This is a genomic window from Microbulbifer maximicatervae (SeqCode), from assembly GCF_052467695.1.
On sequence record NZ_CP174320.1, the window covers coordinates 2,717,390 to 2,743,076 of the forward strand.

Sequence of the window (25,687 nt, forward strand, 5' to 3'; positions counted from 1 at the left end):
GTATTCCCTTTGCGGATACGCGAGATTTTTGGAGAGTATGACATGACAACAGCCTTTTTTCGGCAGTTACTGACTCGGTTCGGCTTGGTGCTGATGCTGTCGGTCCCCAATCTGGCACTGAGTGCCAACAAGCCCGGCACTCTGCTCGTATTAGGGGATAGCATAAGTGCAGCCTACGGTATCGATGAGGAGTTGGGCTGGGTCAACCTGTTGCAAGAGCGCTTGCAGGAGAAGGGGCGCCCGGTCAAGGTGGTCAATGCCAGCATCAGTGGGGAGACCTCCGCAGGCGGCCTGACCCGGCTGCCGCGCCTGATGGAAGAGCACAATCCCCAGTGGCTGATTGTCGAGTTGGGCGGTAACGACGGTTTGCGCGGCTACCCACCCCAGAGTTTGCAGCGCAATTTGCAGCAGATGGTCAAGCTGGCTAAGGATTCCGGGGCCGAAGTCCTGCTGTTGGGGATGCGTATCCCGCCCAACTACGGCCGCGCTTATACCGAGGCTTTTGCCGCTGTATTCCCCAAAGTGGCCAAGGCCGAAGAGGTCGCCCTGGTGCCTTTCTTGTTGGAAACCGTGGCCCTGGAGCAGGGCGCTATGCAATCCGACGGTATCCACCCCACCGCCAAGGCGCAGCCGGCCCTGCTGGATCATGTCTGGCCCTGCGTGAAGTCCCTGTTGGGGGAGAAGGCGGCTGGTGAGTCGTGTACTCCGTGATCGAAATGCGTACAATCGCGCCCCCAGGAACAGGAAAGCCTGGCTCTGGTCCCAAAGTTTAAGGTTTTGTGCCGGTACTCTGGGCCCGGTCACTGGTCGCGAATGAGTTAGAGAGACACCATGCCCGAATTGGAAAACCGCCGCGAGCGGCTCGAGTTTAATAAGCTGCAAAAGCGCCTGCGCCGCCATGTGGGCCGCGCCATCGCCGACTTCAACATGATTGAAGAGGGCGACAAGATTATGGTCTGTTTGTCCGGCGGTAAGGATTCCTACGCCATGCTGGACGTTCTGCTGAATTTGCAGAGGACAGCGCCGGTTAACTTTGAACTGGTGGCGGTCAATATGGACCAGAAACAGCCGGGCTTCCCTGAGCATATCCTGCCGGAATACCTGCAGTCCCTGGGTGTTCCCCACCATATTGTCGAGAAGGATACCTACTCGGTCGTGAAGGAAGTGGTGCCCGAGGGCAAGACCACTTGCGGGCTCTGCTCCCGTCTGCGCCGTGGCACCTTGTATGGCTTTGCTGAAGAAATTGGTGCCACCAAGGTGGCACTGGGCCATCACAAAGACGATATCGTCGAGACCCTGTTCCTGAATATGTTTTACGGTGGTCGCCTCAAGGCGATGCCCCCCAAACTGCGCGCCGACGATGGCCGCAATATCGTGATTCGTCCGCTCGCCTATTGCCGTGAAGAGGACATCGCCCAGTACGCCGAGTACAAGCAGTTTCCGATTATTCCCTGCAACCTGTGCGGCAGCCAGGAGAACCTTCAGCGCCAGGCGATCAAGCAGATGGTGCGGGAGTGGGATAAGAAATTCCCAGGCCGCAGCGAGAATATTTTCGCCGCGATTACCCGGGTGTCCCCGTCACAATTGGCGGACAGGGACCTCTACGATTTTGAGAGTCTGGAACTGGATCGCTCTACGCCGTCGGCTGTCGAGCGTCCTGACCATTCAATCCAGCGCCAGGTGAATTCTTGGGAGCCTGAGGATGCTCAGGAAGTGGAGCCCCAGTATATCGAGGCGCTGAATCTGTAGGATCGGCACCGCTGACCAGCTGTGCGTAGCTGCATTCAAAGTCCCGGGGACTGGCACTGGGTCCATGGTGAAAGTGCTGATGCCAGAGGCGCGCCATATTGGCCACGTCTGAGGTTTCCTCGTCCTGGATCTTGTGCACTTCGGCCGACCGGTAAATCAGCCAGGCGATGGCTGTGGCATAACGCAGGTTGGTGGTCAGTTCGCTGTGGGGGTGATCGAGAAAATCCCGCTGGCTCGCCAGCCCCCGCACTTTTGAGGCGAGGCTTGGGTGATCGATCAGGTATTGATCCCAGATTTCCCGGTGGGTGTGGGGCTGGATTTGGTAAATACCCAGCCCGTGGCGCCGTCCCTGTTTGAGGTGGAAGCCCAATTGCGACTCCTGGGCGGCGGTTCCCAGAAGGAGGTTCTCCATGCCCTGGCTCCAGGCTCTCAAGTGCTTGAGGGTTGGACGGATAACCTGGAGTCGGAGCTCGTCCAGACAAATGCCCATAGTGTTGTCTTTTTTTCTGTAGTTGTATCCAACATATATGTAGTTTGCTGATTGAGTCGGCGCCACCTTATGGGTAGATTTACGCGCAATAAACATAACAATTTTTAGGTGGTGCTCTTTCCATAGCTCAATGCGCTGAAAAATTGAGCAGGAAAACGCAGACTATTCCCGCGCCAAGTACCACCCCACTTTGATCAGAAGGAATCCCTTATGGCCGCCGAGTGGCTGATCGCCCTTACTTTTGTCGCCTATTTGGCGTTGATTGTTGTTATCGGTATTTACGCTTACATGCGTACAAAAAATGCCAGTGATTATTTCCTCGGCGGCCGTTCCCTGCCGCCGGCAGTGGCGGCCCTGTCTGCCGGAGCCTCGGATATGAGTGGCTGGCTGCTTCTGGGTTTGCCTGGCGCGGCCTATGCAGCGGGTCTCTCTGCCGGTTGGATCGCAATTGGTCTTTTCTCCGGCATCGTTCTGAGCTGGGTGACAATGGGCCGGCGTCTGCGCATCTACACCTATGAGCTGGACGACTCCCTGACGGTGCCAGCCTATCTGGATCGTCGGTTTAAGATGGGGCACCCCTATCTGCGCACAGTCTGCGCGATATTCATTCTGTTATTTTTCCTTTTCTATGTGGCTTCGGGCCTGATTGCCGGCGGCAAATTATTTGAAACGGTATTTGGCTGGGATTACCGCTGGGCGGTGATTATCGGTGCGGTTGCCGTTATTTCTTACACGCTGTTTGGCGGGTTTTTGGCGGTGTCCTGGACCGATGTGTTCCAGGGACTGCTGATGAGTGCGGCGCTGATTGCGGTGCCTCTCGTTGTTATTTCTGACCAGGGTGGTTTTTCTGCCAGCTGGACTCGCCTGCAAACGGAGATGCCACAGCTGACCCACTGGATGACCGATAACACCGGACAAACCTTAAGCCTGGTGGCGATACTCAGTTCCCTTGCGTGGGGACTGGGATATTTCGGTCAGCCGCATATCTTGGCGCGATTTATGGCGGTGCGCAGCCCTAACGATATTCCGGTTGCGGCGACAGTTGCGGCGGTTTGGTCCCTGGCCGGCTTCTTGGGGGCAATGGCGGTAGGTTTGTTTGCGCACCTGGAAATCCAACAGAGCCTGCCTGATGGCGAAACTGTGTTTATGGAAATGGTGCAGGTGCTGTTCCACCCGCTAGTTGCCGGTGTTCTTTTGGCGGCGATTCTATCTGCCATTATGAGTACGGCAGATTCCCAGCTGTTGGTGTCCTCGGCTGCACTGGCAGAGGATATTTACCACGTTTGGTTTGGGCGTGAGACCACCCCGGAAGCCATGGTGAAAGTGGGGCGCTGGGCGGTGGTTGCTTTATCACTGGTCGCTGTGTGGATTGCGATGGACCCGGATTCCAAGGTTCTGGATGTGGTGAGTTACGCCTGGGCTGGTCTGGGTGCCGCCTTTGGCCCGGCGTTGTTGATCAGCCTCTATTGGTCCCGTATGACCGGTAGTGGCGCCATTGCCGGTGTTATCGTTGGCGGTCTCACCGTTGTGGTGTGGGAGCAACTCTCCGGTGGCATTTTTGATGTTTATGAGCTGTTGCCGGGTTTTGTTTTCTCTTCAGCTGCTATCGTGTTAGTGAGCGCGCTGACGAAGTGCCCGGAAGCCGTTGCCTCACAGCACCGCAAGTTGCTTGGTTGAGGGGGCAGGGCAGGACTTGAGCCCGAGCGACTTGCTCGGGCCGAGACAGACCAGTCGCGCTAGGGACGCATCTCTGGCAAAGGTGCGACTGTTGTGAAGTGAAATGGATTTCCATCCGCAGCAATTATTCAAATAGCGGTTGGAGATGCTGAGTGATCAAAGTTCATCTCGGTGATATCACTCGATTGCACGTCGATGTAATCGTCAATGCTGCCAACAGCCGTCTCTTGGGAGGCGGTGGTGTCGATGGGGCCATACACCGCGCAGCGGGGCCCAATCTACTGGAGGCCTGTCGCAGTCTGGGCGGCTGTCCTGTTGGTGAAGTGCGCGCCACTGGCGCTTATTCCATTCCCGTAAAACGTATCTACCACACGGTTGGGCCAGTTTGGCGCGGCGGCAGTTTGGGTGAGCCCGAGTTGCTCTCCAGCTGTTATCGGCACTGCTTGGCATTGGCTCGGCGCGAAAATATGCGCTCGATCGCTTTTCCGGCGATCAGTTGTGGCGTTTACGACTACCCCCCGGAGCTGGCCGTAGAGGTGGCTGTAGAGCAGGTGCAGCAATTTCAGGAGAAGGAGGGGGCGCCGCAGCAGGTTGTATTCTGTTGTTTCGATAAATCGATGGCGGATCTCTATCTATCCCAGTTGGATGCCTACGTTAGGCGCTAAAAGCCACGTTTTGTAGGCCTCGTGGTATTTTCGGCCATTGATTGATATCCATGGGTTGGGGATTATTATTGCTCTGACAATAACAATATAAGAATGAGGAGATTGTCATGCGCAGTGCCCAGCAGTGGTTTTCCGAGTATGGTGAGAGTCATCAGAATCCGATCAACAAATCCATTCATTGGATTGCTGTTCCCGTAATTTATGCAACTGTGGCCGGACTTTTGTGGGCAGTTCCGCAGCCGGAATTTATGGCGACAATTCCCTGGCTGAACTGGGCTGTCGTGGTGACAATCCCGATTCTTCTGTTTTATTTCGCGATGTCGTTTCCCATTGCCCTGGGAATGACGGGATTAACTGTTCTGTGTTTGTGGGCTTGGTCGGTATTGGAGCGGCTGGGGGTGCCTATCTGGCAGACGGCACTGGCCCTATTCGTGATTATGTGGGTGTTCCAATTTATTGGCCACCATATCGAAGGCAAGAAACCCTCTTTCTTTAAGGACTTACAATTCCTGTTGATCGGCCCCGCCTGGGTGATTGGTTTTATTTACCGGAAACTGGGCATTCAATACTGATTGCCGGTTTGTGCAGATGAGTGGCTGTGGCCACTCATCGATCTATCCCGCTATCGGTTGTAGTGAACCGGTACTTCCAGTGTCTCTTTGACTTCTTCCATCACCACATAGCTGGTGCACTCCTGTACCTCCGGCAGCGTTAAAAGCGTTTCGCCGTAGAACTTCCGGTAGGCACTCATATCCGCCACTCGGGCTTTGATTAAGTAATCGAAATTCCCCGATACCAAATAACACTCCTGCACTTCCGGCAGGGCGGCCACGGCGTTGCGAAATTCCTCAAAGGCGTCCTGTGCGGATCGATTCAGTCTGATCTGCACAAAAACTACCAGGGCGGCATCGAGATACTCCGGGTTGATCAGGGCGGTGTAGCCCTGAATGACGTTGTCACTTTCCAGGCGTTTGACCCGTTCGACGCAGGGGGTCGCGGTCAGACCTACCTGCCGGGCCAGCTCTGCATAGCTGGTTCGTCCATTCTTTTGTAGAACACGCAATATGTTCCGGTCGATAGTGCTTAGCTCTCCCGCACGTTTGCGCATAACTGCTGACTCCGAATTGGTCGACATGGTCAAAAAGTAGACTTGGCGACAGGTTGTATAGTGGATTCCACTAGTTTTATCAAAAATCTACTAAATATCCACTTCTTATCTGTTCTTATACTGGGGAAAACATAGAAATTAGGTACTCCTATTTGATTAAGGCAGTACCGAGCGCACAGAGCGAGGAGAAGGAAAATGTTGATTGGCGTCCCTAAAGAGATTAAGAACCACGAGTATCGTATTGGCCTGACGCCGTCGAGTGTTCGCGAACTGGTTGGCCACGGCCACGAAGTGATTGTACAGAAGGATGGTGGTGCCGCTATTGGTTTCCCCGACGAGATGTACGTTCAAGCCGGCGCCAAGATTATCGATACTCCGGAAGAGATTTTTGCCACTGCCGATATGATCGTCAAGGTAAAAGAGCCCCAGCCCCACGAGTGCGAAATGCTGCGCCCTGGGCAGGTTCTGTACACCTATCTGCACCTGGCTCCAGACCCCAAACAAACTGAGCTGCTGGTGAAATCTGGCGCTACCTGCATCGCTTATGAAACTGTAACCGACCGCTTCGGTGGCCTGCCCCTGCTGGCGCCTATGTCTGAAGTTGCCGGTCGTATGTCTGTACAGTGTGGTGCCCACCACCTGGAAAAAGCCCAGGGTGGTCTCGGCGTACTGCTCGGCGGTGTTCCCGGTGTAGCTCCCGCTAAAGTCCTGATTATCGGTGGCGGTGTTGTTGGTACTAACGCAGCGAAGATGGCCCTGGGTATGGGTGCTGACGTTACTATCCTCGACCGCTCCCTGCCGCGTCTGCGTCAGCTGGACGATATTTTCGGTGGCGCGGTTCGCACTGAGTACTCCACTAACGATGCTATTGAAAAGCACGCACTGGAAGCTGACCTGGTTGTTGGTGCGGTTCTGATTCCTGGCGCGGCAGCCCCCAAACTGCTGACCCGCGACATTATCAGCCGCATGAAGAAAGGCGCAGTTGTAGCTGACGTTGCTATTGACCAGGGCGGTTGTTTCGAGACTTCCAAGGCGACTACTCACCAAGAGCCTACTTACGTAGTTGATGGTGTGGTTCACTACTGTGTTGCCAACATGCCCGGCGGTGTAGCTCGCACCTCCACTATGGCCCTGAACAATGCCACCCTGCCTTTCGCGGTAGCCCTGGCAAACAAAGGCGCCAAGCAGGCACTGTTGGACGATTCCAACCTGCTGGAAGGCCTGAATGTTCACGCTGGCATGGTGACCTACCAAGCCGTAGCCGACGTATTGGGTTACGAGTTTGTAGATCCCAAACTGGCTCTGCAAAAACAAGCAGTAGCGGAAGACGCTGTAGCTTAATTGCCCCCGGTGGCCGCCTGAGGGCGGCCGCATTGTAAATAAGCGGTAACGCGCTTGTTGTTGGGAAGTTTCCCCCGGAGCGCTCTTTGCGTTCCTCTCTGTGAGACCTGGTGGCATAGCCACTAATTGATAGCCGCGTATTTACGCGGCTTTTTTATGCGCGTTATTTATGTTTTGGAGAAAGCTGGGCTTGTTGTTTAGGGAAAAACTGGGGAAGGGGAGGGGGAAGAGAAAAAAGGATGCTGAGGGACGTCCTTGTCGCCTCACGGGGGAGAGGGGTTTAGGGCTAGGGTTAAATAACCCAGATTTCTACCCGGCGATTTTTTATCTTTGAGCTGGAGCTGTTGGAGGCTACCGGCAGATAGGCACCAAAGCCCTGAACCGGTGCTGTATTAATCTGGTGATCCCTTAGAGCGGAGCGAACGGTAACTGCGCGTAGTTTTGATAAAACGATTGAACGCCCCTCACTGACTTTCTCATCGCCAAACCCGATCAATAGCAGTCGCTTGTGGCTGTTCTCAGGCTTTTGCATAAAGCGGACAAGTCGCTGTATATCCTGTTTTGCCTTGTTATCTAAAGAGGCGCTGCCTTCAGAGAAACGGAAGTTAATGCTCAGGCGCTCTGCATTTTCCGTTAATTTCAGGTATTCGCTGGGCCCATCTCGGTTGGCTTCAGGTTTTACACCGATTGGCGTCTGCGCGACAAATCCAGTGGCCTTTACCAGCTCCTGCCCCTGCTCGCTCTGCACAAAGTGCAGGAACTCTTCGGCGACGGGTTTTAAACCGTAAGCAGCGGTATAGAGAAATAGACGGCGGGAGAGGGGGTAGTCCTCGGTTGCAATTGTCAGATGCTCTGGAGCTTGCGGTTGGGTGTTCTGGTCAGATACCGATACGGCCTTGGCTCGTCGAATAGACGCCAAGCCGACAAACCCAATACTGTTGGGATTCGCCGAAACACGGTCTGATAATTGATCATTCGATTCGAAGCGTTTTGCATTAGTAATAAGGGAGTGCTTTTTCCCGAGCACCAAGCTTTTAAACGTATCCCAGGTACCGGACTGATTATCTCTCGCCAGAACTTTGATACGACCTTTCCGCCCGCCCACTTCAGACCAGTCGGTAATTTTCCCGGAAAATATTGCTGCTATTTGTTGCAGGGTTAATTGAGTAATGGGGTTTTGAGGGTGAACAATAATGGCGAGTCCATCGATGGCAATGACATGTTCTGCACCTTGACCGCGCATATCTCCAAAGCGACTCAGGGCTGCGTGTTCAGTATCTTTTATTGGTCGCGAAGCCATGGCGATATTGGCCTGGGAACGTTCAAGGCCTTTAAATCCGGTGCTCGAACCGTGTGCCGCAATATCGACATAAATTTTATTGCCACCGAGATCCCCCTGTACTCGAACCTCATTTTCTTTCTCTAAAGGGATAATCTCCAGATTACTGCCACCTCGGGATTCCAGGTAATCACTCACCAGGTTGGGTGCCAGCTTTGCACCGACAGTATTGGAGCCGTGTAGAGTAAAAAGCAGGCCCGTTGTATCGGGAGGGAAACGGGTTTGGGCTGTAGAAGTTGCAGCAGCCAGTGCCCCCCCAATAAGAAGTAAGGTAAGGGTTTGCTTTAGCCGGCTTAAGAATACGCTCATAGTAATTCGACCGTAAGGTGGTAAAACGAGGGCGCAAAATATGACTTAATTGTGACAAATTGATGAAATATTGATTGCTGAATTGTGCAACTGTCTCATCGCAAGAGATAGGTAACTTTACTGGGGGTTATTTGAACAATTGAAGTATGGGTAGTTAAGCTTTCGTAAAAGCTTAAAAAGCAATACGTCGGGTAAGTACTCAGAGGCTCCTGTGGATATGCAGCAGAGCCTCGTAAAGTCCGATAATTTAAAACGCGGGAAATAACCGGCTAATCAGTACTGGCAGTGCAGTTTCTACCCGCAAAATACGTGGACCCAGGTGAACGGATTGAAAGCCTGCTTCCTGGAGCTTCTCGACTTCATAGCTGATAAAGCCGCCTTCAGGGCCAATGGCTAAAGTGATCGGTTGCTTTATGTCCACAGGGCAAGCCGTTCCCCCTACTGGATGAGCCACCAGTTTACGAGAGTCACTGGAGAGGGAAGGGAGTTCGTCTTCGACAAACGGTTTGAAGCGTTTGCGCAACAGAATTTCCGGCATTTGCGTATCGACAGCCTGCTCTAGTCCGAGTAAGCATTGCTCAAAGAGTTTGTCTTCCTGCAACCAGGGAGTTTGCCAGTAAGACTTTTCGACCCGGTAACTATTAATTAAAACCAGTTTTTTGACCCCGAGCGCAGTCAGGTGCTGGATAACCCGCTTGAGCATTTTGGGGCGAGGCAGGGCCAAAATAAGTGTGAGAGGTAATGGCTGGGGCGGATCAATTGCGAATGCCACTTCAAGCTCAACGCACTTCTCGTCGAGTTTAACAATCTCGCCACTACCTATTTGCCCGTCGAGCATTCCGACACGAAGTTGTTGTCCCGGTGCTGCTCTGTGAACCTTGGTGATATGCTCCAGCTGGCGTCCACTAAGGCGGACGCGATTGGGACTAATAAAGTCGTGCTTTTGTAAAACAATCAGGTTCAAAGTCGGGCGCCTTGGTACTTCAATTTATAATGGTGTCGATGCTATGGGGCTGGATTAGCTGGTTTGAGCTGAAGCAATCGCGCCTTTGCCAATACCTTCGTAGGCTCTTACGGTAATCGCTTTCCCCGGTTCTCTTGCCGCCAGGGTGTTGGCGATATATTGGGCCAACTGCTCCACCGTGGTATCACAGTCAAGAATTTCACAAACTTTGGCAGGGATGGACAGGGTGAAGTTTCCCTGTTGCGCACTGTAAGCAAAGTTATGGATTTCCTCACTGCGATCATCGGCAGTTGTTGAAACCAGATCCTCGCGAGTGCCCAGGTAGATATCTTCCCAGCGCTCAGCCCAGTACTTTTCCAGCTCTGTATCGCGTTGGCCACCCGTCATGATCTGAATGCGTGAACGGTGTCCATGGGCGATACGTTGGCAGTTGCCAAGGTGTTTTTTCAGGCCATGGCTGTAGTGGTAGAAGGCATCTTCAATCACTTCACAGTGGAAGCTGAGCTTGAGCTTCTCCACGCTGTCGGGGAAGTGGCTGGCCAGCTGCTGGACACACCAGACGGCGACGCTCTCAGGAGTAATTACCTCGGCGTCCACTAAGGCAAAAGCTTGTTCCGGACCTGACACTTTAATAGAGGCCCCGTTTTCCAGTAGCCAGGTCAGGTTAACCTGGTCTCCACTGTGCTCCAGGGTCAGTTGGGGTGAGCGGGTAGGTACCAAGAGGCGGTGGTCGACTTGATCATCCAGCCAATGCCTCAGGGTCTTTTTCACTATGCCAAAGTCGCAAACCATCCCCTGTTCATCCAAGGCGCCATCGAGGGCTGCGTTTGCCAGCCAGGTCTCGCCTACGATGCCTCGTTTTGAGTCGAGGTAGCTGAAGTCAACGTTGGTTAAATTATCGACAAACAAGTGCATGAGTAACTCTTTGCAGGGGGTGAGATAGTAGTCGTTTATTATAACCTGTTAATAGGGCTGGATCTTATTCGTTTATGCCTCTATAATCGCGCCCTCTTCGGATGCACTGACACCGAAGATCGTTGTGGCGGCCCTCCCGGTCCCCTCGCAATGAGCAGCTGTGAACTCCGCCAGGCCCGGAAGGGAGCAACGGTAGCAGTGGTATCATGTGCCGAGGGTGTTGCTGGTTGGGCTGCCTCCAATCTCTCCCTTCTTTGTTTCAAAAATCACCCCCTGAAAAACCCCCCGTTGAGAGTGTTTTGCTCGACCGTGTCCTGGGTTTTTACTCTTTTCCTCACCAAATTTTTTCCCGCAAAGACGATATAAAAGGGGATTTTGTGTCGATCTGGCTCGATCTTCGGCCTTGCCGTCGCTGATTGTGTGGGGCTTATGCTATAAACGGCGTCAACTATAAGCAGATCTAAAAATGATTCTTGAGGAGAAAATGAAAAAAGTTGCTCTCTCGATAGCGGTTGCCGTTGCACTGTCTGCCTGTGACAGTGGGCAGCAAGCGGTAAAACCGGTTGGTGTGGCCCAGGCGACTGCGGAAAGCCCAGCTGATAATTCCCAGCTGACAGCCAAAGATGCGCAAGCTTTCCTAAATGATGCCCAGGCTCGCTTGGAAAAAATGGGGCAAGAGGCAAGTCATGCGGCTTGGCTTGCTTCTACCTATATCAATATTGATTCCCAATATGTAGAGGCTTTGGCTTCAGAGCGATACACCACCCTGGCAGTGGAGCTGGCTTCAGAGGCCGCCAAATTTAACGACCTGGACCTGGACCCGGATACCCGTCGCCAGTTGACCATGTTGAAGCAGGGTTTGGTTTTTCCCGCGCCGAAAGATCCGGCATTAACTTCTGAGCTGGCGCAAATTGGCTCAAAAATGCAGGGCATGTACGGTGCCGGTAAATACTGCCGCGAAGATGCTGGTGAAGAAAAGTGCTATACCCTGACCGAGATGGGGCAGGTGATGGCGACTAATCGCGATCCTGAATTGCTTAAGGATTTGTGGGTTGGTTGGCGTAAAGTTTCTCCTCCCATGAAGCCTCTATATGAGCGCCAGGTGGAGATTGGTAATGCCGGCACCAAAGAATTGGGTTATGACAACCTGAGTGTTTTCTGGCGCTCCAAATACGATATGGCTCCGGATGCCTTTGCTGCGGATATGGATACCCAGTGGGGTAAAGTGAAGCCGTTGTACGAAGCTTTGCACTGCCATGTTCGCGCCAAGTTGAATGAGCATTACGGCGATGACGTAGTGCCGGCTCAGGGTAAAATCCCTGCGCACTTGCTGGGTAATATGTGGGCCCAGGAGTGGGGTAACGTCTATGACATAGTCAAAGACGATGACATGCAGGCGCCCTATGATCTGACTCAGCTGGTGGTTGATTCCGGCATGAGTGAAAAAGACATGGTTAAAGTGGGGGAGAAGTTCTTCACCTCCCTGGGCTTTAAGCCTCTACCGGAAACTTTCTGGGAGCGCTCCCAGTTCACCCAGCCACGCGATCGCGATGTAGTTTGTCATGCCAGCGCCTGGAATATGGACGGGCAGGACGATCTCCGCATCAAGATGTGTATCAATAAAACGGGTGAAGACCTGGTTACCATCCACCACGAGTTGGGCCACAACTTCTACCAGCGCATCTATAAAGATCAACCTTTCCTCTATAAAAATGGCGCTAACGACGGTTTCCACGAAGCTGTTGGCGACACCATCGCGCTTTCCATCACGCCGAAGTACCTCAAGGAAATCGGTTTGATGAATGAGGTGCCGGATGAGAGTAAAGATATCGGTTACCTGATGCAGCAGGCACTGGATAAGATTGCCTTCCTGCCATTTGGTCTGCTCGTTGATAAATGGCGTTGGCAGGTATTTAACGGTGAGGTGAAGCCGGAAGACTACAACAAAGCCTGGTGGAAACTGCGTGAAGATTACCAGGGCATTGCCGCTCCGGTAGAGCGCTCCGAAGAGAACTTCGATCCGGGTGCCAAGTACCATATCCCCGGTAATACGCCTTACGCTCGCTACTTCCTGGCGCGTATCCAGCAGTTCCAATTCCACCGCGCGCTGTGTGAAGCCGCTGGTGAAACCGGACCGCTGCACCGCTGCTCCATCTACCAGAATGATGAGGCTGGTAAGAAGCTGCGCGCTATGTTGGCAATGGGTGCAAGCAAGCCCTGGCCGGATGCTATGGAAGCGCTCACTGGTCAGCGCGACCTGGATGCTTCCGCCATTATCGATTACTTCCAGCCGCTGATGGCGTACCTGGAAGAGCAGAACCAAGGGCGTCAGTGCGGTTGGTAGTCTGAAGAGTCTTAGCTTTATTTTTGAAGCTAAATGAAGAAGGGGGCTTTGCCCCCTTTTTTTGGCTGGCAGTCTCGTTTCTAATGTAGTTTGGTTTGTTTCTCTTCCTCTTTTAAGAAGCTTGCGGCAGCCTTGGTGAAGGCTTCCATCGGAGGACGAAGAGACCCAATTCCCGCCATATAGCGGTTCATGGTTTTGTTCGCCAAGCTGGAGTTAATGGTTGGTGTAATATTTGCCTTGATGATTTTCAGTAGATCAAAGCCCAAGGGTGGACCCCTGTCATCAATTCCTGGAGTGAGGAAGGTGTCACTCTCTGAATGGGAAAGGTTATACATCTGCAATGTGTTGTTGACCGTTTCTACACTGGAGCCGGAAATAGACCTGACGGTGCCACCCAGTCCCACTGTTTCGGTAATCGCGCTGTCTCCCATGTCCCTGTTGACATCTGCTGGGGTAACGCCCTGTACTAATTGCCCGTGTCCTACTCCTGCAATTCCAGTAAACCAAGTGTTTCCAAGACCAGAGACCTTGATCCCAAACTCTGTTCCATTGCGGGCCATTGTGGTGATGATACTGCTATGGGGAATACCACTTCCTGCGTCGGCTACAGCTTTACAGGTGGCCATAATAGGGTTTAGGGAAAAGGAGCCGTCCTGATAGATTTGAGTCGATATTTTTTCAATATCGTGTTTGTTCGTACAGTTTTTGATGATGCCCGGTAATATGATTCCGGAAAGTAGTAATGTGGCTGCATTCGTCATCAGGTGGCAGTCATCACCCATCAGTAAGCTTCTGCCGATAATGGGCAGGAAATCGATACCGCCTTGCTCTTTGATCACTTGATCGAGGACTGGAGCTATATGATTTTCTATCCAGTGAAGTTGGTCGATTGCATCTTGGTCATAGACACCGAATCGCATCGAGCTTCCCCGGTTGTCACCTCGATCGTCGCTGAGATTGGAGTAAGCTCGATACCCGGTTACCTTGTCTTCTACGATATAAACCGACATTGAGTAGGTGATAATACCCGCCATTGGTCCAACGGCACTGTGATCGTGGCAGGGCTCCAGGTCCACCCCGCCTTCGGCCATAATTTTTTCAGCCTCAGCTTTATTCTTTGCCAGCCCTTCATAAATCAGGCCGGCAATAATGGCGCCCTTTAATGGCCCGGATGCCCGCTGCCAGGTTATTGGAGGGCCGGCGTGGAGCATTAAGTTCTTGCGCATGCCAGGTATATTATCTCCGGCCTTGCCTATGCCGATTAATACCGGAGTGGCCTGCTTCATGCGCTTGACCGTTTCATCATTAGCCTGTTGATTAAGAGCTTGGAAATCAGGGTCGGCCAGTTCGTGCAAGATTTTTTCTGTGCTGGGCCTGAACTCAATGTCCGTTCTCATTGCTACTCCTGTGAATTTAACAATTCGGCGTATTGTTGAGTAATGATGTTCATATTGCGTAGCATCAGATCCGTGGTGCCGGTGATCACCTGAATTTGGCGCTTTTCAGATATTTTCATGTTTCCCTCAAACCCCCGGCTGGCATAATTTAGGTGGTCTTTTGCCTTTCGTAGGTTGCCATTGATCTCTGGTGTATTGAGGGGGCTCTCCAGTAGTTGGTTTAGTCGATTGGAATACTCAGAAAGATCTTCTTGCAATCCGGTTTCGGCATCATCCAAGGATACTTCCCAAAGTTTAGCAGCGTAGTTCTTGGCGATTCTCTGGGAGAGCATACGCTGGCGGCCGGCGATATTAATGAGCTCGGCGCTGTTGTGATTGGCGACTTGTTGGAGTTGGACCACATAGGTGTGGGCAGCAGAAAGAAGGGAGTTGCTGCGCTTAAATAATTCGCTGGCACTTTGTTTATTGACGGGTTGTGAGGCGACAGACTCAAACGCTTTCCATTCTCTTTCAACTTTAACAAGTTGAGCTCTGATCTTTTCTGCGCCATGAAAATTATTTAGTTTCTCGTGATTCTTTTTAAATTCGTGAATTGATCGGGCAAATACCTTTTCGTGGCGTTCTGCATCCGGTTGAATGCCACGCAAGATGTAAGTCTGGGTGATGCGTTGGGATAGCATTCTCTGTCGGCCAGCCGTATTGATGGCGTCTCCCATAGAGAAAGCTGCGACATCCAGGCTTAAAATTAACAAGATAAATACTGCTGACAACTTCATGATTTTACTCTTGTAGTTTGACTTACTTCACAATTTAAGTGGGTTTTATGTTTGCAATGCATGCGTGAGCCCTCTCGGTTAATGAGAGGTCGCAGAGGTATTACGGAGTTATTCAGAGGTCCTTGAGTAACAGTGATGTGAGCTTATAGGTGCTGCTTTCTGAATAAGGCGATTTTGAACAATATTGATAAGTTAAACAAATAAGCTCCGAATTCCATTGATTGAGCAAAAATAAATAATTTAAATACGTTGTTAGGAAATATGATTTTGCAAACTCATCTGGTTTTAGGATTTGACGTTCCTTATATCAAATTTAAGGATGGAGATATCTAACCCTTTTTTTCAGTGTTAACGCTTTGGTGGTATTTGGATCGGGGGTGAGGGGGAGTTTTCTGGGGAGTGGATTGTTGTGGGGTTAATAGAGGCTTAGGTGAGGAGGATAATAGCTGGAAATAAAAAAGGCCCTACAAGGGGTAGAGCCTTCTTTTCATCAGATCTAAGGTGACTTAGAACTGGTAATTCAGAGCCAAGCTGAACAGGTAAGCTTCGGTTTTGGTGGTGCCACCATCGAAGTAGGTAATCAGGGAGTCGTTAATGTTGTTAGCTTCCTGGATAACTTCGTCATCACCCCAGATGTAGGCGAAAGCGCCATCAACAGTGAGTTTGTCAGTCAGTGAGTAGGTGCCGCCAACAGTCAGCCACTGGCGATCAGTGTCGGGAATAGACAGGGTACGCCAGGTAATCGGAAGGTCTTCGCCTACCAGTTCTGAGAGTTCTTCGGTTTCATGGCGGTTCAAGCCGTCGCGGGCAGCGCCTTGATCGTAAGCGTAACCAAAGCGGAAGGTCCACTCGTCATTGCGGTAGTATTCACCACCGATACTGAAACGAGAGCCGCTTTGGAAATTTTCTTCTTTCAGTAGAAGCGGGTTGTAGTCTTCACCAGCGGAGGGGATAAAGGCTTCGAGGCGCTCGAAACGGTCCCAGTTGGTCCACATGTAGCCTACTGCCACACCCCAGTTATTGTTGAAGCGGTGGTAGAAGCCCAGTTCCAGGGTGTCAGGCAGGTTCAGGGTCAGGTTGCCGGAAGTATCGTCAAATGAATCCAGCGGGCTCGGAGCGATGTCGGAGCTTACTTCACCCTTAATTTTGGGGTCGTACTTAGCGTGGTAAGAAATACCTGCGCGAGTGTTGTCGCTGATGCGCCACAGGCCGCCGATGGTCCAGCTCAGGTCCCAGGCATCCCCTTTTACGTCCAACACGGTGGCGCCGGAGGGGTTAAATCCAAAGGCGGGTGCTACAACGTCACCGATCAGGAAGTCATCGGGGAAGGTGGTGTTCAGTTCTGCATCAACGTAGAAAATATTCGCTGCCAGGCCAATGCTGAATTGATCGTTAAAATCGTAAGCAACAGATGGCTGGATGTTTACAGTCAGCAGAGAGGTTTTGTTAGCGATCGTAGTTGCGGGGAAGTTGTCCGGGAAATCAGTTTCCAGGCCAAAGTCGGTGTACATGGCCAGGCCCCAGGACCACTCATCATTGATCGGGGCGGCCAGGTAGCCGTTGGGGATTACTGCGCTGGTGGCGTAGTCTTTGGCACTCGCGGGAGTTTCGAATCCCAGGTAGCCAGTTTCCTCACTGCCGACGTAGTAGGTGACATCACCATCAACATCGATTTCGGGGTCAACGTAAGTCGCACCAAGAGAAATGGTGTAAGTATTGAATAGTGCTGAACCGGCTGGGTTGCGCGCCAGAATCGCAGCGTTGTCGCCGATAGTGTTTTCGGCAGCAAATGCGCGGCCAAGGCCTGTTGCACTGGTTTCCTGCAAGTAGAAACCTGCAGCCATAGCGCCTTGGGAAACGGAGCTGATAGCTGCGGCCAGAACTGCGTGTCGCAGGTATTTTTTATTCATGAGAACCCATCTCTAAGTCTGCTGATTACTGAAAGCCATAAACAGGTTGGAATAAACTCTGCCATGGCAGGAAGGCCTTTAGACTTATATAAGTACCTTCCACTTCCGTAGCAAATCCCTTACTAAAAAGTCTAGCAATACGTCATTGCCCTAGTGAGGGAGAGGAGTGACTTTATAAAGACAATGGGGACAAAAATCTATCCAAGTCGACGGATTTTTTTTCATCAGTCGAAAATGTGGCCATTTATTGGCTGGCAGCGACTTTTTCGCCGTTGATGGATAAATTTGTCAGGTTGATTTGATACCTTTTGCCATTTTCTTCTCTTTGGATAAGTTTCACCAAAGCGTAGTTCCATTGCGGTGCGATCCAGACAGTTGTCTCTCTTCCTGAGTCTTTATCTCTCACTCGAGCGACTTTAATTGTCTCCACCGGACCCAGAGGTGTTTTTAGGGTTTCAGTGCCAACTTGACTGAATTTGTAATCGCGAATTTTTTTGCCGTCGGCAACTTTGTATTGAAGGTCTGTTTTTCCAGCGGCGACATCGAGTGCCAGTTGGATTTGATAGCTCACCTTGTCAAGAATATTGGGTGGGGCGTCTTTGAGATCCCGCTCCGGATTATGGACGTTAAAGATCATACCTTTTGACGGTTCGAAATTAAGCACCGTGGCGCGATTTCGACCAAGGCCTTTGCGGCGATATTCGTAATGTTGGGGGGTGATATGGCCATCCTGGCTGGTAAAGCGAGAGTACTCTTTAATACTGGCAAAAAGGGCGCTGCTATCGAAGTCCAGGCGCCAGTTGCCGTCCTGTCCGGACAATTCCCGAGTGGCGGTAATGCTGATCCCATTAAATCGGGCGGCGTAGGTGGCTTTGAAAGGTTCCAGCTCAGCAGCAATTGCCTGGCCGGTAATTAAAAAAAGAAACAGAGAGGTAGCAAAAAGGCGCACTGTGATATCCCACAAAAAACTGAACCCTTTTGAATACTAGCTGGCGAGGCGCGCAAAGTACATTGAAGGACTTTTACCCCGCCAGCTATCAAGGGCTGGTTTTATGCGGAAACCTGAACCCCGTGGTGAGGTAGTAATTCACCATCCAGCTGAACTCGATCATCTGCCATTTGCAGGCGCTGTTGAGCAAACCAGGTAACTGCCATGGGGTAAATGATGTGTTCTTGAACCTGCACTCGCTTTGCCAGTAGCTCTGGAGTGTCTCCCTCCTTAATAGGAACAATGGCTTGGACGATAGGTGGTCCGCCATCGAGTTCCTCGGTGACAAAATGCACGGTTACGCCGTGTTCTTTGTCCCCGGCTTCCAGTGCCCGCTTATGGGTATGCAGGCCCTGGTACTTCGGCAGTAAGGAGGGGTGAATGTTGATCAGGCGGCCGTTGTAGTGGCGCACAAAGTCGGGTGTCAAAATACGCATAAACCCAGCCAGTACAACCAAATCTGGTTTGCACTTGTCGATCTCTTCGATCAAGGCGTGATCGAAGGTTTCTCTGCTGGAGAAATCCCGGTGATCCACCACAGAGGTGGGAACGCCTGCCTGTTCTGCGCGAGTCAGCCCATAGGCATCTGCCTTATTGCTGACAACTGCAGTCACGGAAAAAGGCGCGTCCTCTTGTGCGGCGGCATCCAGCAGAGCCTGCAGGTTGCTGCCACTACCGGAGATTAATACGGCAACTCTACAAGACATTACAGCCCCGCCAGCTCTACTGCTTCCGCCCCTTCTTTGGCATCTTCGATAGTGCCAACGACAAAGGCGTCTTCGCCCATTTGCTTGAGAGCGGATAGTGCCGACTCGGATTGCTCTGCAGGCACGCAAATAACCATGCCAACACCGCAGTTAAACGTGCGGTACATTTCGCGGCTATCGATATTGCCTGCATCACGCAGCCAATTAAATACAGGAGGCATTTCCCAGCTGGTGACATCAATACGCGCGCTGCAGCCTTCGGGCAGTACGCGGGGCAGGTTTTCCAGTAAGCCGCCGCCAGTGATATGGCTTAGCGCATTCACCTGGAAGCTCTTCATTAATTGCAGCAGGTTTTTAACGTAAATACGGGTCGGGGCCATCAACGCTTTGGCCAGGGTTTCACCGCCGATGTCCTGCTGGAGATCGGCACCGCTGACTTCTAGAACCTTGCGGATCAGGGAGTAGCCATTGGAGTGGGGGCCACTGGAGGCCAGGCCGATCAATACGTCGCCAGCTTTAACTTTGCTGCCGTCGATGATTTCAGATTTTTCTACGACACCGGTGCAGAAGCCTGCCAGGTCATAATCGTCGCCTTCGTACATGCCGGGCATTTCGGCGGTCTCGCCGCCGACCAGTGCGCAGCCTGACAGCTCACAGCCTTTGCCAATGCCGGTAACTACTTCTGCAGCAATATCGACATTGAGTTTGCCGGTTGCGTAATAGTCGAGGAAGAAGAGGGGTTCAGCTCCTGCTACGATCAGGTCATTCACACACATGGCGACAAGATCGATACCGATGCTGTCGTGAATGCCCAAGTCCATTGCCAGGCGTAACTTGGTACCTACACCGTCGGTGCCGGAAACCAAAACCGGCTCTTTATAGCCGCTTGGAAGTTCACACAGGGCGCCGAATCCGCCCAGTCCGCCCATTACCTCGGGGCGGGATGTGCGTTTGGCGACATTTTTGATGCGCTCTACCAGTGCATTACCTGCGTCGATATCGACACCGGCATCTTTATAAGAGAGGGATGTTTGCGTAGATTGCGGCTTGGAATCGCTCATGATTCTTCCTGCGGTGGGTATTCGAAGGGCGCGTATTCTATCTGGGTCTTGCCTCGGGAGCCACGCCCAGACGGCATCTCGAAGGGGGATTTCGGCATTTTCTCACCATTTGAACTGTGAAATCACTCCGATAGTGAGAACTCGGGGCTGAGAGAAACGTCTGACGCTGATACAATAGCCGCAATTTTTAGTCCGCCCTAAAATCTGGCGTCTTGCACATCGATAATAATTTCTGCAAGCTCAGGGGCGGAAAATAAGAGGTTTGGAGAGAAGTCCTATGCACAAGCTGCTCCGGCAGGGATTGGTGTTGCAGTTGCTGGCTCTGATCATCAGTGTTCTAGCCCTACCGGTCCAAGCTCGAGTCATCTCGGATTTGTACGAAGTTGTCGAGGCTGTGTCGAGTCGCGGAGCCACGGATCGTGCAGCAGCCGGAAGTCGCGGCCTGGAACGGGTGTTCGTACGTGTTACGGGAGATGCCGCTGTCGGTAGTAACCCAAATGTGCAGCCGATATTAAAAAATGCACAGCAGTTTGTTCAAGGGTATCGCTATACCCGTGAGGACAATCAGCTCTACTTGCACCTTTCCTTTGATCCCCAAGCGATCTCCCGGCAAGTTAATCAAATGAACTTGCCCATGTGGCCTAACAATCGCCCCGGCACTTTGGTGTGGCTTGCAGTAGATACCCTGCAAGAGGGCCGCAGTGCTCTGAGTGAAGAAGCGACCCCGGAGCTCTTCTCTGTACTTGAGGCAATGGCTATCGAGCGCGGTGTCCCCCTGGATTTCCCGGTAATGGATCTCAATGACCAGCGCAATATGCCTTTGGGAGCTCTCTGGGCCCAGGATGAGCAAGCAGCTGAGAAGGCGGGTTTTCGCTATAGCCCCGATGCCACTTTGATGGGCCGGGTGCTTCAAGCTTCAGGCCATCGCTGGCAGGCAGATTGGTTGCTAATTCACGGCGGTCGCAGCTATGCCTTCGATACCGCCGGAGGTTCGCTGGAAGAGGTCGCTCTGCGCGGCGTTAACCAGCTGGCCAATATTCTCGCTCAGCGCTATGCAGTGTCCCCGAATGGGCAGGACAATCAGTTGGGTGCGGTGATTGTTGAATTGTCTGGTATCGACAGTTTTGCTGATTATGCCAAGGCATCTGGTTACCTGCAGGGGCTGGCACAAGTCAGCAGTGCTAACCTGCTCTCTGTTGAAGGGGACCGAATGCGCCTGGCACTGGTCACTTCGGCAGGGTTGAGCAATTTGCGTGATACCCTGGCTCTAAACCATAAATTGCGAGCACAAGCGGACGGAGACGCCATTAACCTGAATGGATACCGTTCACCCTTGGGCAGCGCTGAGAATCCGTTGCGCTATCACTGGGATTGAGATGAGTATTCCGCAACAATTGCCGCTGGGGGTATCCCTGCGGGATGACGCCACTTTTGATAACTTCTACCTGTCGGATTCAGATCCAAATCGACAGGTAGTTGCCCTGCTGCAGTCTTTTGCCAGTGGCGAGAATCCCGAGTCTGTAATTTACATTTGGGGTGAGGCGGGTAGTGGTATTAGCCACTTGCTTCAGTCTGCTTGTCAGTGCGCAGAGGCCAATGGTCGCTCTTTCCATTATCTCCCTCTCGCAGACCTAATGAACATGGACCCGGCTGTTATTCTCGACGGACTCGAACGCCTGGACCTTGTCTGTATAGATGACGTTCATTTGTTGGAGGGGCAGCCCGAGTGGCAGACTGCTATTTTCCACCTCTATAACCGAGTTAAGGATGGCGGCCGGCAGTTATTAATGGGGGCTCGCAAGTCACCCCGCGGTATGGATATTGCCCTGGCTGATTTGCAGTCACGCCTACACTGGTCCCTGGTGTTCCAGCTCAAAACCCTGAATGACAGCGATAAAGTTGCCGCCCTGCGCCGTCGCAGCCGTCTGCGCGGTTTTGACCTGCCGGAAGATGTGGCCCAGTACATATTGCACCGCGCCCCGAGGGATACTCGAGCACTCTTTCTGTGTCTGGAGGAGCTGGACCGGGCTTCACTTATGGCTAAGCGTAAAATTACCATTCCTTTTGTTAAGCAGGTTTTGGATATCTGACCCCAGAATTGGGTCCTGGCCGACCTGCTTTAGCTCCCTGAGCTCATTTGGGCTCCTCTATCTTGTGTTTTAGCGGCACTAGACGCTTTTTCCGCCTACTATGGTTGGTGTTTACTCACTTCACCTCCCCCTATCTACTCCTGCTCCATCTCCTTCACCTGTGTATTTCCGTGTGAAATCTGCTCTGCTCACGATACCAATTTGAGGCAGCGAGTGGGTTTATGGTGAGTCTTGCCCCTGTTTGCTCCCAAATGTCTCTGGTTGAGGGCAGCGTTATGCCAAACATTCATAAAATCCTGTATGTCAGCCATGCTGCTGAGGATGAAAGCAGTGGGCTCATGCAGGCTTTTGCAGTGGCGCGCAATCATCAGGCGGAGATAAAGGTTTTACTGGTCTGTCCGAAGGTGCCGGAAGGGTTTGAGGAGTTTAGTCGGCTCTGTGTGAGGACAATGCTTGATAGGGTCAGGAGTGAAATTGAGTCGGCCCGCGTACATATGGAGTTATCGGCGGAAAGGACCAATTTGGAGATTGAGTCAGATTGTGGTGCCCGACCTGCCGAGCGGGTGATCCGCCGGGTATTGGCTGAGGGCTATGACCTGGTGATCAAGAATGTTGAGGGTCGTAGCCAGCTTAAGGGCTTCAAGGCAATGGATATGGATCTGCTGCGAAAGTGTCCCTGCCCGGTATGGCTGTGCCGCCCAATCAAGGAACATCGCAACAAGATACAGGTGGCTGTTGCTCTCGACCCTGAATGCGAGGATGGCAGCACTTATGACTTGGCGATCCGGTTGCTGCGCTGGTCGCGAGTACTCGCTGACAGCTGCAGTGGCGTGCTGAATGTTATTTCCTGTTGGGACTTCGATATCGATGAATACTTGCGGCGTCATTTTCCCTTGAGCGCTTCTGAGGAAGAGTTGGATGAGGCCACTGAATCGGCGCGGGCCCAGCACCGATCAAAGCTCGATGTATTGATACGTGCATCCGGAATTGAGGGGGAAATACGTATTCACCATGTGGTTGCCCATCCAGATAACTTTATTCCATTGCTGATTGATGAAGAAGGTCTCGACTTGCTGGTTATGGGCACTGTTGGACGGGCGGGTATTCCCGGTTTCATTATGGGGAATACTGCAGAGAATATATTGCAGAAGGTCAGTTGCTCCCTGCTGGCTCTGAAGCCCAGTGACTTTGTATCGCCGATAAAATAGTTGTGGATTATGGGTCTAATTCAGCTTGGCCCCTGCGCTGATCGCTCTATCGGAATTCTCTGCTGCGGGAGTTGAGGTGATCCTGATACCGGGACAAAATTACAGCTAAGAATTCGGGAGAAATATAATGATTAAGACTATTGCCAAATGGTTTGGCGGCTTATTTTTTGTGGGGGGTTTGGCAGTTTCTGCTTTTGCTATTAATGCAGTTTATTTCAAGCCTTGGTCTATAGATGTATTTTTTGAACGTGTCTTTATAAAAATCGGTAGTAGCAGTCCGGAAATCCTTTCACAAATTAGAATTTTGGAACAATTTGGAATTGATGGACACAATGCGCATCTCGATGATTTGTCTGAAGAAGAGCAGTTACGTGTTATTGAAATGATGAAGAGCGAGCTGGCGGTATTGCGCAGCTATGATCGCGAAAGTTTGGAAGGGCAGCAGGCCATTTCCTATGATGTGTTAGAGCATCTTCTCAGTATAAAGGCGGAAGTTGAACGCTGGAGGCACCATGATTACCCGCTTAACCAAATGTCGGGTGAGCAGAATAGGTTGCCGGAGTTTCTCGCTGAAGTACATCAGATCAACAATGTAAAAGAAGCTGATTATTACTTGTCTCGTCTGGGAGAGGTCGGACGTAAGTTTGATCAATTGCTGGATGGTCTGAAGATAAGGGAAGAGAAAGATATCCTGCCCCCGCGCTTTGTTGTCGATAGTGTTTTAGAGGAAATGCAGGGTTTTATCGCCGCGCCGGTAAAAGAAAATATACTTTATGCCTCATTACTGGAGCGACTTAACAAAATTGAAAAGCTGGATAAACAGGAGCGGGAACGTATTCTCAGCCAAGCTGAGTTGCTGATTGGTACAGAAGTTTACGCCGCGTATCAAGGGCTAATCGATTATTTCAGTACTCTCCGGTTAAAAGTTGGAGAGAACAATGGTGTTTGGACATTGCCGGATGGGGATGCCTACTATGCCTATCAGGTACGCAACTTTACCAGTACAGATATTGCACCGGAGGAACTCCATAGTATTGGATTGGAAGAGGTTGCAAGAATTGAAACGGAAATGAATGAAATTTTTTCATCCGTTGGTAGAACCAGTGGCACTATTAGTGAACGTTTCTCTGCACTGAATAATGATCCCCAGTTTCTTTATGAGGATTCAGATTTAGGGCGGGAGAAAATTATTGCCGATTACCAGGTAATGATTGATGAAATTGATGCAGGCCTGGGTGACTATTTTGATTTAAAACCCAAAATGGGTGTTGAGGTGCGCCGAGTCCCAGAGTTTAAAGAGCAAGGTTCGGCGGGAGCCTACTACAACCCTCCAGCAATGGACGGGTCTCGCCCCGGGGTATTTTATGCAAACTTGCGGGATGTTCATGAAACCAAAAAGTTTGGAATGCGTACCTTGGCTTACCATGAAGCGGTGCCTGGGCATCACTTCCAGTTGGCAATTGCACAAGAGCTAAAAGGTGTGCCGACTTTCCGTAAAATGGGGCTGTTTAATGCTTACTCGGAAGGGTGGGCACTGTACTCTGAGAAGCTTGCTAAAGAAGCCGGTTTCCAGGAAAACCCCTATGATGATTTGGGTCGGTTGCAGGCGGAAATGTTCCGGGCTGTGCGGTTGGTTGTGGATACTGGAATGCACTATAAGCGCTGGAGTCGCGAGCAATCGATTGAGTACATGCTGGAAAAGACCGGTATGACTGAGTCCGAAGTCACCACCGAGATTGAGCGATATATGGTTTGGCCCGGTCAGGCACTGGCCTACAAAACCGGTATGCTGAAGATTCTTGAGTTGCGTGAACGCGCTAAAAAAGCGCTTGGTAGTCAGTTTGATATCCGCCAGTTCCACAATGTAGTTCTCACCAATGGCGCTTTGCCATTGGCTGTGTTGGAGCAGCAGGTAGATCAGTGGATAGCAACCAACAAGAGTTAAGATTCACTTTTGCAGAGTATTGGGCTATAGGATCGTCAAAAGAGTAACTTAAAAGTTTGAGCGTCTTTACCGCTAGAAAGGGTGAAGGTGCTCGGATTATGTGGTTTTAGCTACTAAAAAGGGAGAAGGGAAGAATACACCGCGCTTGGGACCCTATGAGGCATGGATGCCGATTAGGAGCTATTCACAGCGTGTCTCGAGTGCGGTGTATTCTTTCCTTCCACCCCAGTAGTAAGAGTAGTACTTGTAAGGGGTTGGTAAGTGCCGAAGTCAAAAGCTATTACGGTAGATGATGGGTTTTCTAGAGTTAAATTTCTAAAAGGAAGAACTCCCGAAACAACGGATGAGGAAGCTAAAGATGCATTTGCCTTATTGTCCGAGTATAGGGATGGTGGAATATATGTAGCCCACTATTCAGGGAATAGCGAGTGGGAAAGGCACACCAATGGAGATGAGTTTGTTCAAGTTGTAGATGGAGAAACAACTCTAATTCTTCTCGTAAACGGTGAAGAGAAGCAGAACAAATTATCAGCCGGGCAAATATTGGTTAAACCAAAAGGTATCTGGCACCGATTTGAAACGCCTAGCGAAGTAAAAGTTATGACTATTACCCCGCAGCCAACTGAGCACAGTATCGCTAAGCCATGCGATACCTAAGAGATAAGATCATTCTACATACCGGCAGCGGTTTGCAGTATAAGAGC

At 51.5% G+C, this 25,687-nt stretch carries 23 protein-coding genes and 1 other RNA gene; 13 read left to right on the plus strand and 11 right to left on the minus strand.

The window, feature by feature from the left end; translation table 11 throughout:
• Window positions 1-42 precede the first annotated feature (42 nt).
• Together ACJJI8_RS11970 and ttcA are read left to right on the plus strand one after the other, a co-directional pair.
• On the plus strand, window positions 43-711 hold the full coding sequence (locus tag ACJJI8_RS11970; protein ID WP_282931664.1) for an arylesterase: 669 nt from the start codon (window positions 43-45) through the stop codon (window positions 709-711).
• A gap of 120 nt (window positions 712-831) precedes the next feature.
• Window positions 832-1,749, plus strand: coding sequence for a tRNA 2-thiocytidine(32) synthetase TtcA (gene ttcA / locus ACJJI8_RS11975; RefSeq protein WP_444912358.1), 918 nt, complete (start codon window positions 832-834; stop codon window positions 1,747-1,749).
• Here the strand turns inward: ttcA and ACJJI8_RS11980 are convergent.
• Complete coding sequence (locus ACJJI8_RS11980) at window positions 1,634-2,335, minus strand: hypothetical protein (protein WP_282931666.1); 702 nt, start codon at window positions 2,333-2,335, stop codon at window positions 1,634-1,636. The genes ttcA and ACJJI8_RS11980 overlap by 116 nt on opposite strands.
• A gap of 114 nt (window positions 2,336-2,449) precedes the next feature.
• Between ACJJI8_RS11980 and putP the strand changes: the two genes are divergently transcribed.
• From putP to ACJJI8_RS11995, 3 genes are all read left to right on the plus strand, one after another.
• Window positions 2,450-3,916 carry a sodium/proline symporter PutP gene (gene putP / locus ACJJI8_RS11985; RefSeq protein WP_282931667.1) on the plus strand — a complete coding sequence of 489 codons (1,467 nt, stop codon included), beginning with the start codon at window positions 2,450-2,452 and terminating at the stop codon, window positions 3,914-3,916.
• A gap of 152 nt (window positions 3,917-4,068) precedes the next feature.
• Window positions 4,069-4,581 carry an O-acetyl-ADP-ribose deacetylase gene (locus ACJJI8_RS11990; RefSeq protein WP_413664781.1) on the plus strand — a complete coding sequence of 171 codons (513 nt, stop codon included), beginning with the start codon at window positions 4,069-4,071 and terminating at the stop codon, window positions 4,579-4,581.
• A gap of 107 nt (window positions 4,582-4,688) precedes the next feature.
• Window positions 4,689-5,153, plus strand: coding sequence for an Mpo1 family 2-hydroxy fatty acid dioxygenase (locus ACJJI8_RS11995; protein ID WP_108732210.1), 465 nt, complete (start codon window positions 4,689-4,691; stop codon window positions 5,151-5,153).
• A 50-nt stretch (window positions 5,154-5,203) separates the two neighbouring features.
• Here the strand turns inward: ACJJI8_RS11995 and ACJJI8_RS12000 are convergent, their stop codons facing one another.
• The gene (locus ACJJI8_RS12000; protein WP_282931670.1) at window positions 5,204-5,689 is read right to left on the minus strand and encodes an Lrp/AsnC ligand binding domain-containing protein; all 486 of its coding nucleotides are present in this window, start codon (window positions 5,687-5,689) and stop codon (window positions 5,204-5,206) included.
• Between the two features lie 195 nt (window positions 5,690-5,884).
• Between ACJJI8_RS12000 and ald the strand changes: the two genes are divergently transcribed.
• Window positions 5,885-7,030, plus strand: coding sequence for an alanine dehydrogenase (gene ald, locus ACJJI8_RS12005; protein ID WP_444894668.1), 1,146 nt, complete (start codon window positions 5,885-5,887; stop codon window positions 7,028-7,030).
• Between the two features lie 292 nt (window positions 7,031-7,322).
• Here ald and ACJJI8_RS12010 read toward each other — a convergent pair whose 3' ends face one another.
• From ACJJI8_RS12010 to ACJJI8_RS12020, 3 genes are all read right to left on the minus strand, one after another.
• Window positions 7,323-8,678: a substrate-binding domain-containing protein gene (locus ACJJI8_RS12010; protein WP_444932509.1), complete on the minus strand. Its 1,356-nt coding sequence runs from the start codon at window positions 8,676-8,678 to the stop codon at window positions 7,323-7,325.
• Between the two features lie 247 nt (window positions 8,679-8,925).
• Window positions 8,926-9,642 (minus strand): 16S rRNA (uracil(1498)-N(3))-methyltransferase, encoded by a 717-nt coding sequence (locus ACJJI8_RS12015; protein WP_444932510.1) that lies wholly within the window; start codon window positions 9,640-9,642, stop codon window positions 8,926-8,928.
• Between the two features lie 54 nt (window positions 9,643-9,696).
• Window positions 9,697-10,557 (minus strand): 6-carboxytetrahydropterin synthase, encoded by an 861-nt coding sequence (locus ACJJI8_RS12020; RefSeq protein ID WP_444932511.1) that lies wholly within the window; start codon window positions 10,555-10,557, stop codon window positions 9,697-9,699.
• Window positions 10,558-10,691: 134 nt separating this feature from the next.
• On the opposite strand from ACJJI8_RS12020, the gene ffs reads away from it, so the two are divergent.
• Together ffs and ACJJI8_RS12030 are read left to right on the plus strand one after the other, a co-directional pair.
• An RNA gene (gene ffs, locus ACJJI8_RS12025) (signal recognition particle sRNA small type) lies at window positions 10,692-10,789 on the plus strand.
• A gap of 252 nt (window positions 10,790-11,041) precedes the next feature.
• Entirely contained in the window at window positions 11,042-12,901 is a 1,860-nt protein-coding gene (locus tag ACJJI8_RS12030) for a M2 family metallopeptidase (RefSeq protein ID WP_444932512.1), read from the plus strand.
• An 80-nt stretch (window positions 12,902-12,981) separates the two neighbouring features.
• Here ACJJI8_RS12030 and ACJJI8_RS12035 read toward each other — a convergent pair whose 3' ends face one another.
• From ACJJI8_RS12035 to purM, 6 genes are all read right to left on the minus strand, one after another.
• Window positions 12,982-14,298 carry a YlbE family protein gene (locus tag ACJJI8_RS12035; RefSeq protein WP_444906086.1) on the minus strand — a complete coding sequence of 439 codons (1,317 nt, stop codon included), beginning with the start codon at window positions 14,296-14,298 and terminating at the stop codon, window positions 12,982-12,984.
• A 2-nt stretch (window positions 14,299-14,300) separates the two neighbouring features.
• Window positions 14,301-15,074, minus strand: coding sequence for a type IV pili methyl-accepting chemotaxis transducer N-terminal domain-containing protein (locus ACJJI8_RS12040; RefSeq protein WP_444932513.1), 774 nt, complete (start codon window positions 15,072-15,074; stop codon window positions 14,301-14,303).
• Window positions 15,075-15,580: 506 nt separating this feature from the next.
• Window positions 15,581-16,984, minus strand: coding sequence for an outer membrane protein transport protein (locus ACJJI8_RS12045; protein WP_413664789.1), 1,404 nt, complete (start codon window positions 16,982-16,984; stop codon window positions 15,581-15,583).
• 244 nt (window positions 16,985-17,228) lie between these two features.
• Window positions 17,229-17,933: a DUF3108 domain-containing protein gene (locus ACJJI8_RS12050; RefSeq protein ID WP_282931679.1), complete on the minus strand. Its 705-nt coding sequence runs from the start codon at window positions 17,931-17,933 to the stop codon at window positions 17,229-17,231.
• Between the two features lie 101 nt (window positions 17,934-18,034).
• Entirely contained in the window at window positions 18,035-18,679 is a 645-nt protein-coding gene (purN, locus tag ACJJI8_RS12055) for a phosphoribosylglycinamide formyltransferase (RefSeq protein WP_444906083.1), read from the minus strand.
• Window positions 18,679-19,740 carry a phosphoribosylformylglycinamidine cyclo-ligase gene (gene purM, locus ACJJI8_RS12060; protein ID WP_444906082.1) on the minus strand — a complete coding sequence of 354 codons (1,062 nt, stop codon included), beginning with the start codon at window positions 19,738-19,740 and terminating at the stop codon, window positions 18,679-18,681. The genes purN and purM overlap by 1 nt, the downstream gene beginning before the upstream one ends.
• Window positions 19,741-20,017: 277 nt before the next feature.
• Here purM and ACJJI8_RS12065 point away from each other — a divergent pair, with 277 nt between their 5' ends.
• The 5 genes from ACJJI8_RS12065 (at window position 20,018) to ACJJI8_RS12085 (ending at window position 25,640) form a co-directional block, all read left to right on the plus strand.
• Complete coding sequence (locus ACJJI8_RS12065; protein WP_282931682.1) at window positions 20,018-21,115, plus strand: DUF2066 domain-containing protein; 1,098 nt, start codon at window positions 20,018-20,020, stop codon at window positions 21,113-21,115.
• Window position 21,116: 1 nt separating this feature from the next.
• On the plus strand, window positions 21,117-21,830 hold the full coding sequence (hda, locus tag ACJJI8_RS12070) for a DnaA regulatory inactivator Hda (protein ID WP_282931683.1): 714 nt from the start codon (window positions 21,117-21,119) through the stop codon (window positions 21,828-21,830).
• A 275-nt stretch (window positions 21,831-22,105) separates the two neighbouring features.
• Window positions 22,106-23,038: a universal stress protein gene (locus ACJJI8_RS12075; RefSeq protein ID WP_413664792.1), complete on the plus strand. Its 933-nt coding sequence runs from the start codon at window positions 22,106-22,108 to the stop codon at window positions 23,036-23,038.
• A 127-nt stretch (window positions 23,039-23,165) separates the two neighbouring features.
• A complete protein-coding gene (locus ACJJI8_RS12080; protein WP_444932514.1) occupies window positions 23,166-24,983 on the plus strand; it encodes a DUF885 domain-containing protein in 1,818 nt (605 codons plus the stop codon).
• A gap of 261 nt (window positions 24,984-25,244) precedes the next feature.
• Window positions 25,245-25,640, plus strand: a complete 396-nt coding sequence (locus ACJJI8_RS12085) for a cupin domain-containing protein (protein WP_444932515.1) — start codon at window positions 25,245-25,247, stop codon at window positions 25,638-25,640.
• Window positions 25,641-25,687: the final 47 nt, after the last annotated feature.

Coding starts and splice junctions, on each gene's coding strand:
- ACJJI8_RS12080 (WP_444932514.1), top strand. CDS start 23,166: ATGATTAAGACTATTGCCAAATGGTTTGGCGGCTTATTTTTTGTGGGG.
- ttcA (WP_444912358.1), top strand. CDS start 832: ATGCCCGAATTGGAAAACCGCCGCGAGCGGCTCGAGTTTAATAAGCTG.
- ACJJI8_RS12020 (WP_444932511.1), bottom strand. CDS start 10,557: ATGCACTTGTTTGTCGATAATTTAACCAACGTTGACTTCAGCTACCTC.
- ACJJI8_RS11995 (WP_108732210.1), top strand. CDS start 4,689: ATGCGCAGTGCCCAGCAGTGGTTTTCCGAGTATGGTGAGAGTCATCAG.
- putP (WP_282931667.1), top strand. CDS start 2,450: ATGGCCGCCGAGTGGCTGATCGCCCTTACTTTTGTCGCCTATTTGGCG.
- purM (WP_444906082.1), bottom strand. CDS start 19,740: ATGAGCGATTCCAAGCCGCAATCTACGCAAACATCCCTCTCTTATAAA.
- purN (WP_444906083.1), bottom strand. CDS start 18,679: ATGTCTTGTAGAGTTGCCGTATTAATCTCCGGTAGTGGCAGCAACCTG.
- ACJJI8_RS12035 (WP_444906086.1), bottom strand. CDS start 14,298: ATGAGAACGGACATTGAGTTCAGGCCCAGCACAGAAAAAATCTTGCAC.
- ACJJI8_RS11980 (WP_282931666.1), bottom strand. CDS start 2,335: ATGTTTATTGCGCGTAAATCTACCCATAAGGTGGCGCCGACTCAATCA.
- ACJJI8_RS12045 (WP_413664789.1), bottom strand. CDS start 16,984: ATGAATAAAAAATACCTGCGACACGCAGTTCTGGCCGCAGCTATCAGC.
- ACJJI8_RS12065 (WP_282931682.1), top strand. CDS start 20,018: ATGCACAAGCTGCTCCGGCAGGGATTGGTGTTGCAGTTGCTGGCTCTG.
- ACJJI8_RS12000 (WP_282931670.1), bottom strand. CDS start 5,689: ATGCGCAAACGTGCGGGAGAGCTAAGCACTATCGACCGGAACATATTG.
- ald (WP_444894668.1), top strand. CDS start 5,885: ATGTTGATTGGCGTCCCTAAAGAGATTAAGAACCACGAGTATCGTATT.
- ACJJI8_RS12030 (WP_444932512.1), top strand. CDS start 11,042: ATGAAAAAAGTTGCTCTCTCGATAGCGGTTGCCGTTGCACTGTCTGCC.
- hda (WP_282931683.1), top strand. CDS start 21,117: ATGAGTATTCCGCAACAATTGCCGCTGGGGGTATCCCTGCGGGATGAC.
- ACJJI8_RS11970 (WP_282931664.1), top strand. CDS start 43: ATGACAACAGCCTTTTTTCGGCAGTTACTGACTCGGTTCGGCTTGGTG.
- ACJJI8_RS12010 (WP_444932509.1), bottom strand. CDS start 8,678: ATGAGCGTATTCTTAAGCCGGCTAAAGCAAACCCTTACCTTACTTCTT.
- ACJJI8_RS12040 (WP_444932513.1), bottom strand. CDS start 15,074: ATGAAGTTGTCAGCAGTATTTATCTTGTTAATTTTAAGCCTGGATGTC.
- ACJJI8_RS12075 (WP_413664792.1), top strand. CDS start 22,106: ATGCCAAACATTCATAAAATCCTGTATGTCAGCCATGCTGCTGAGGAT.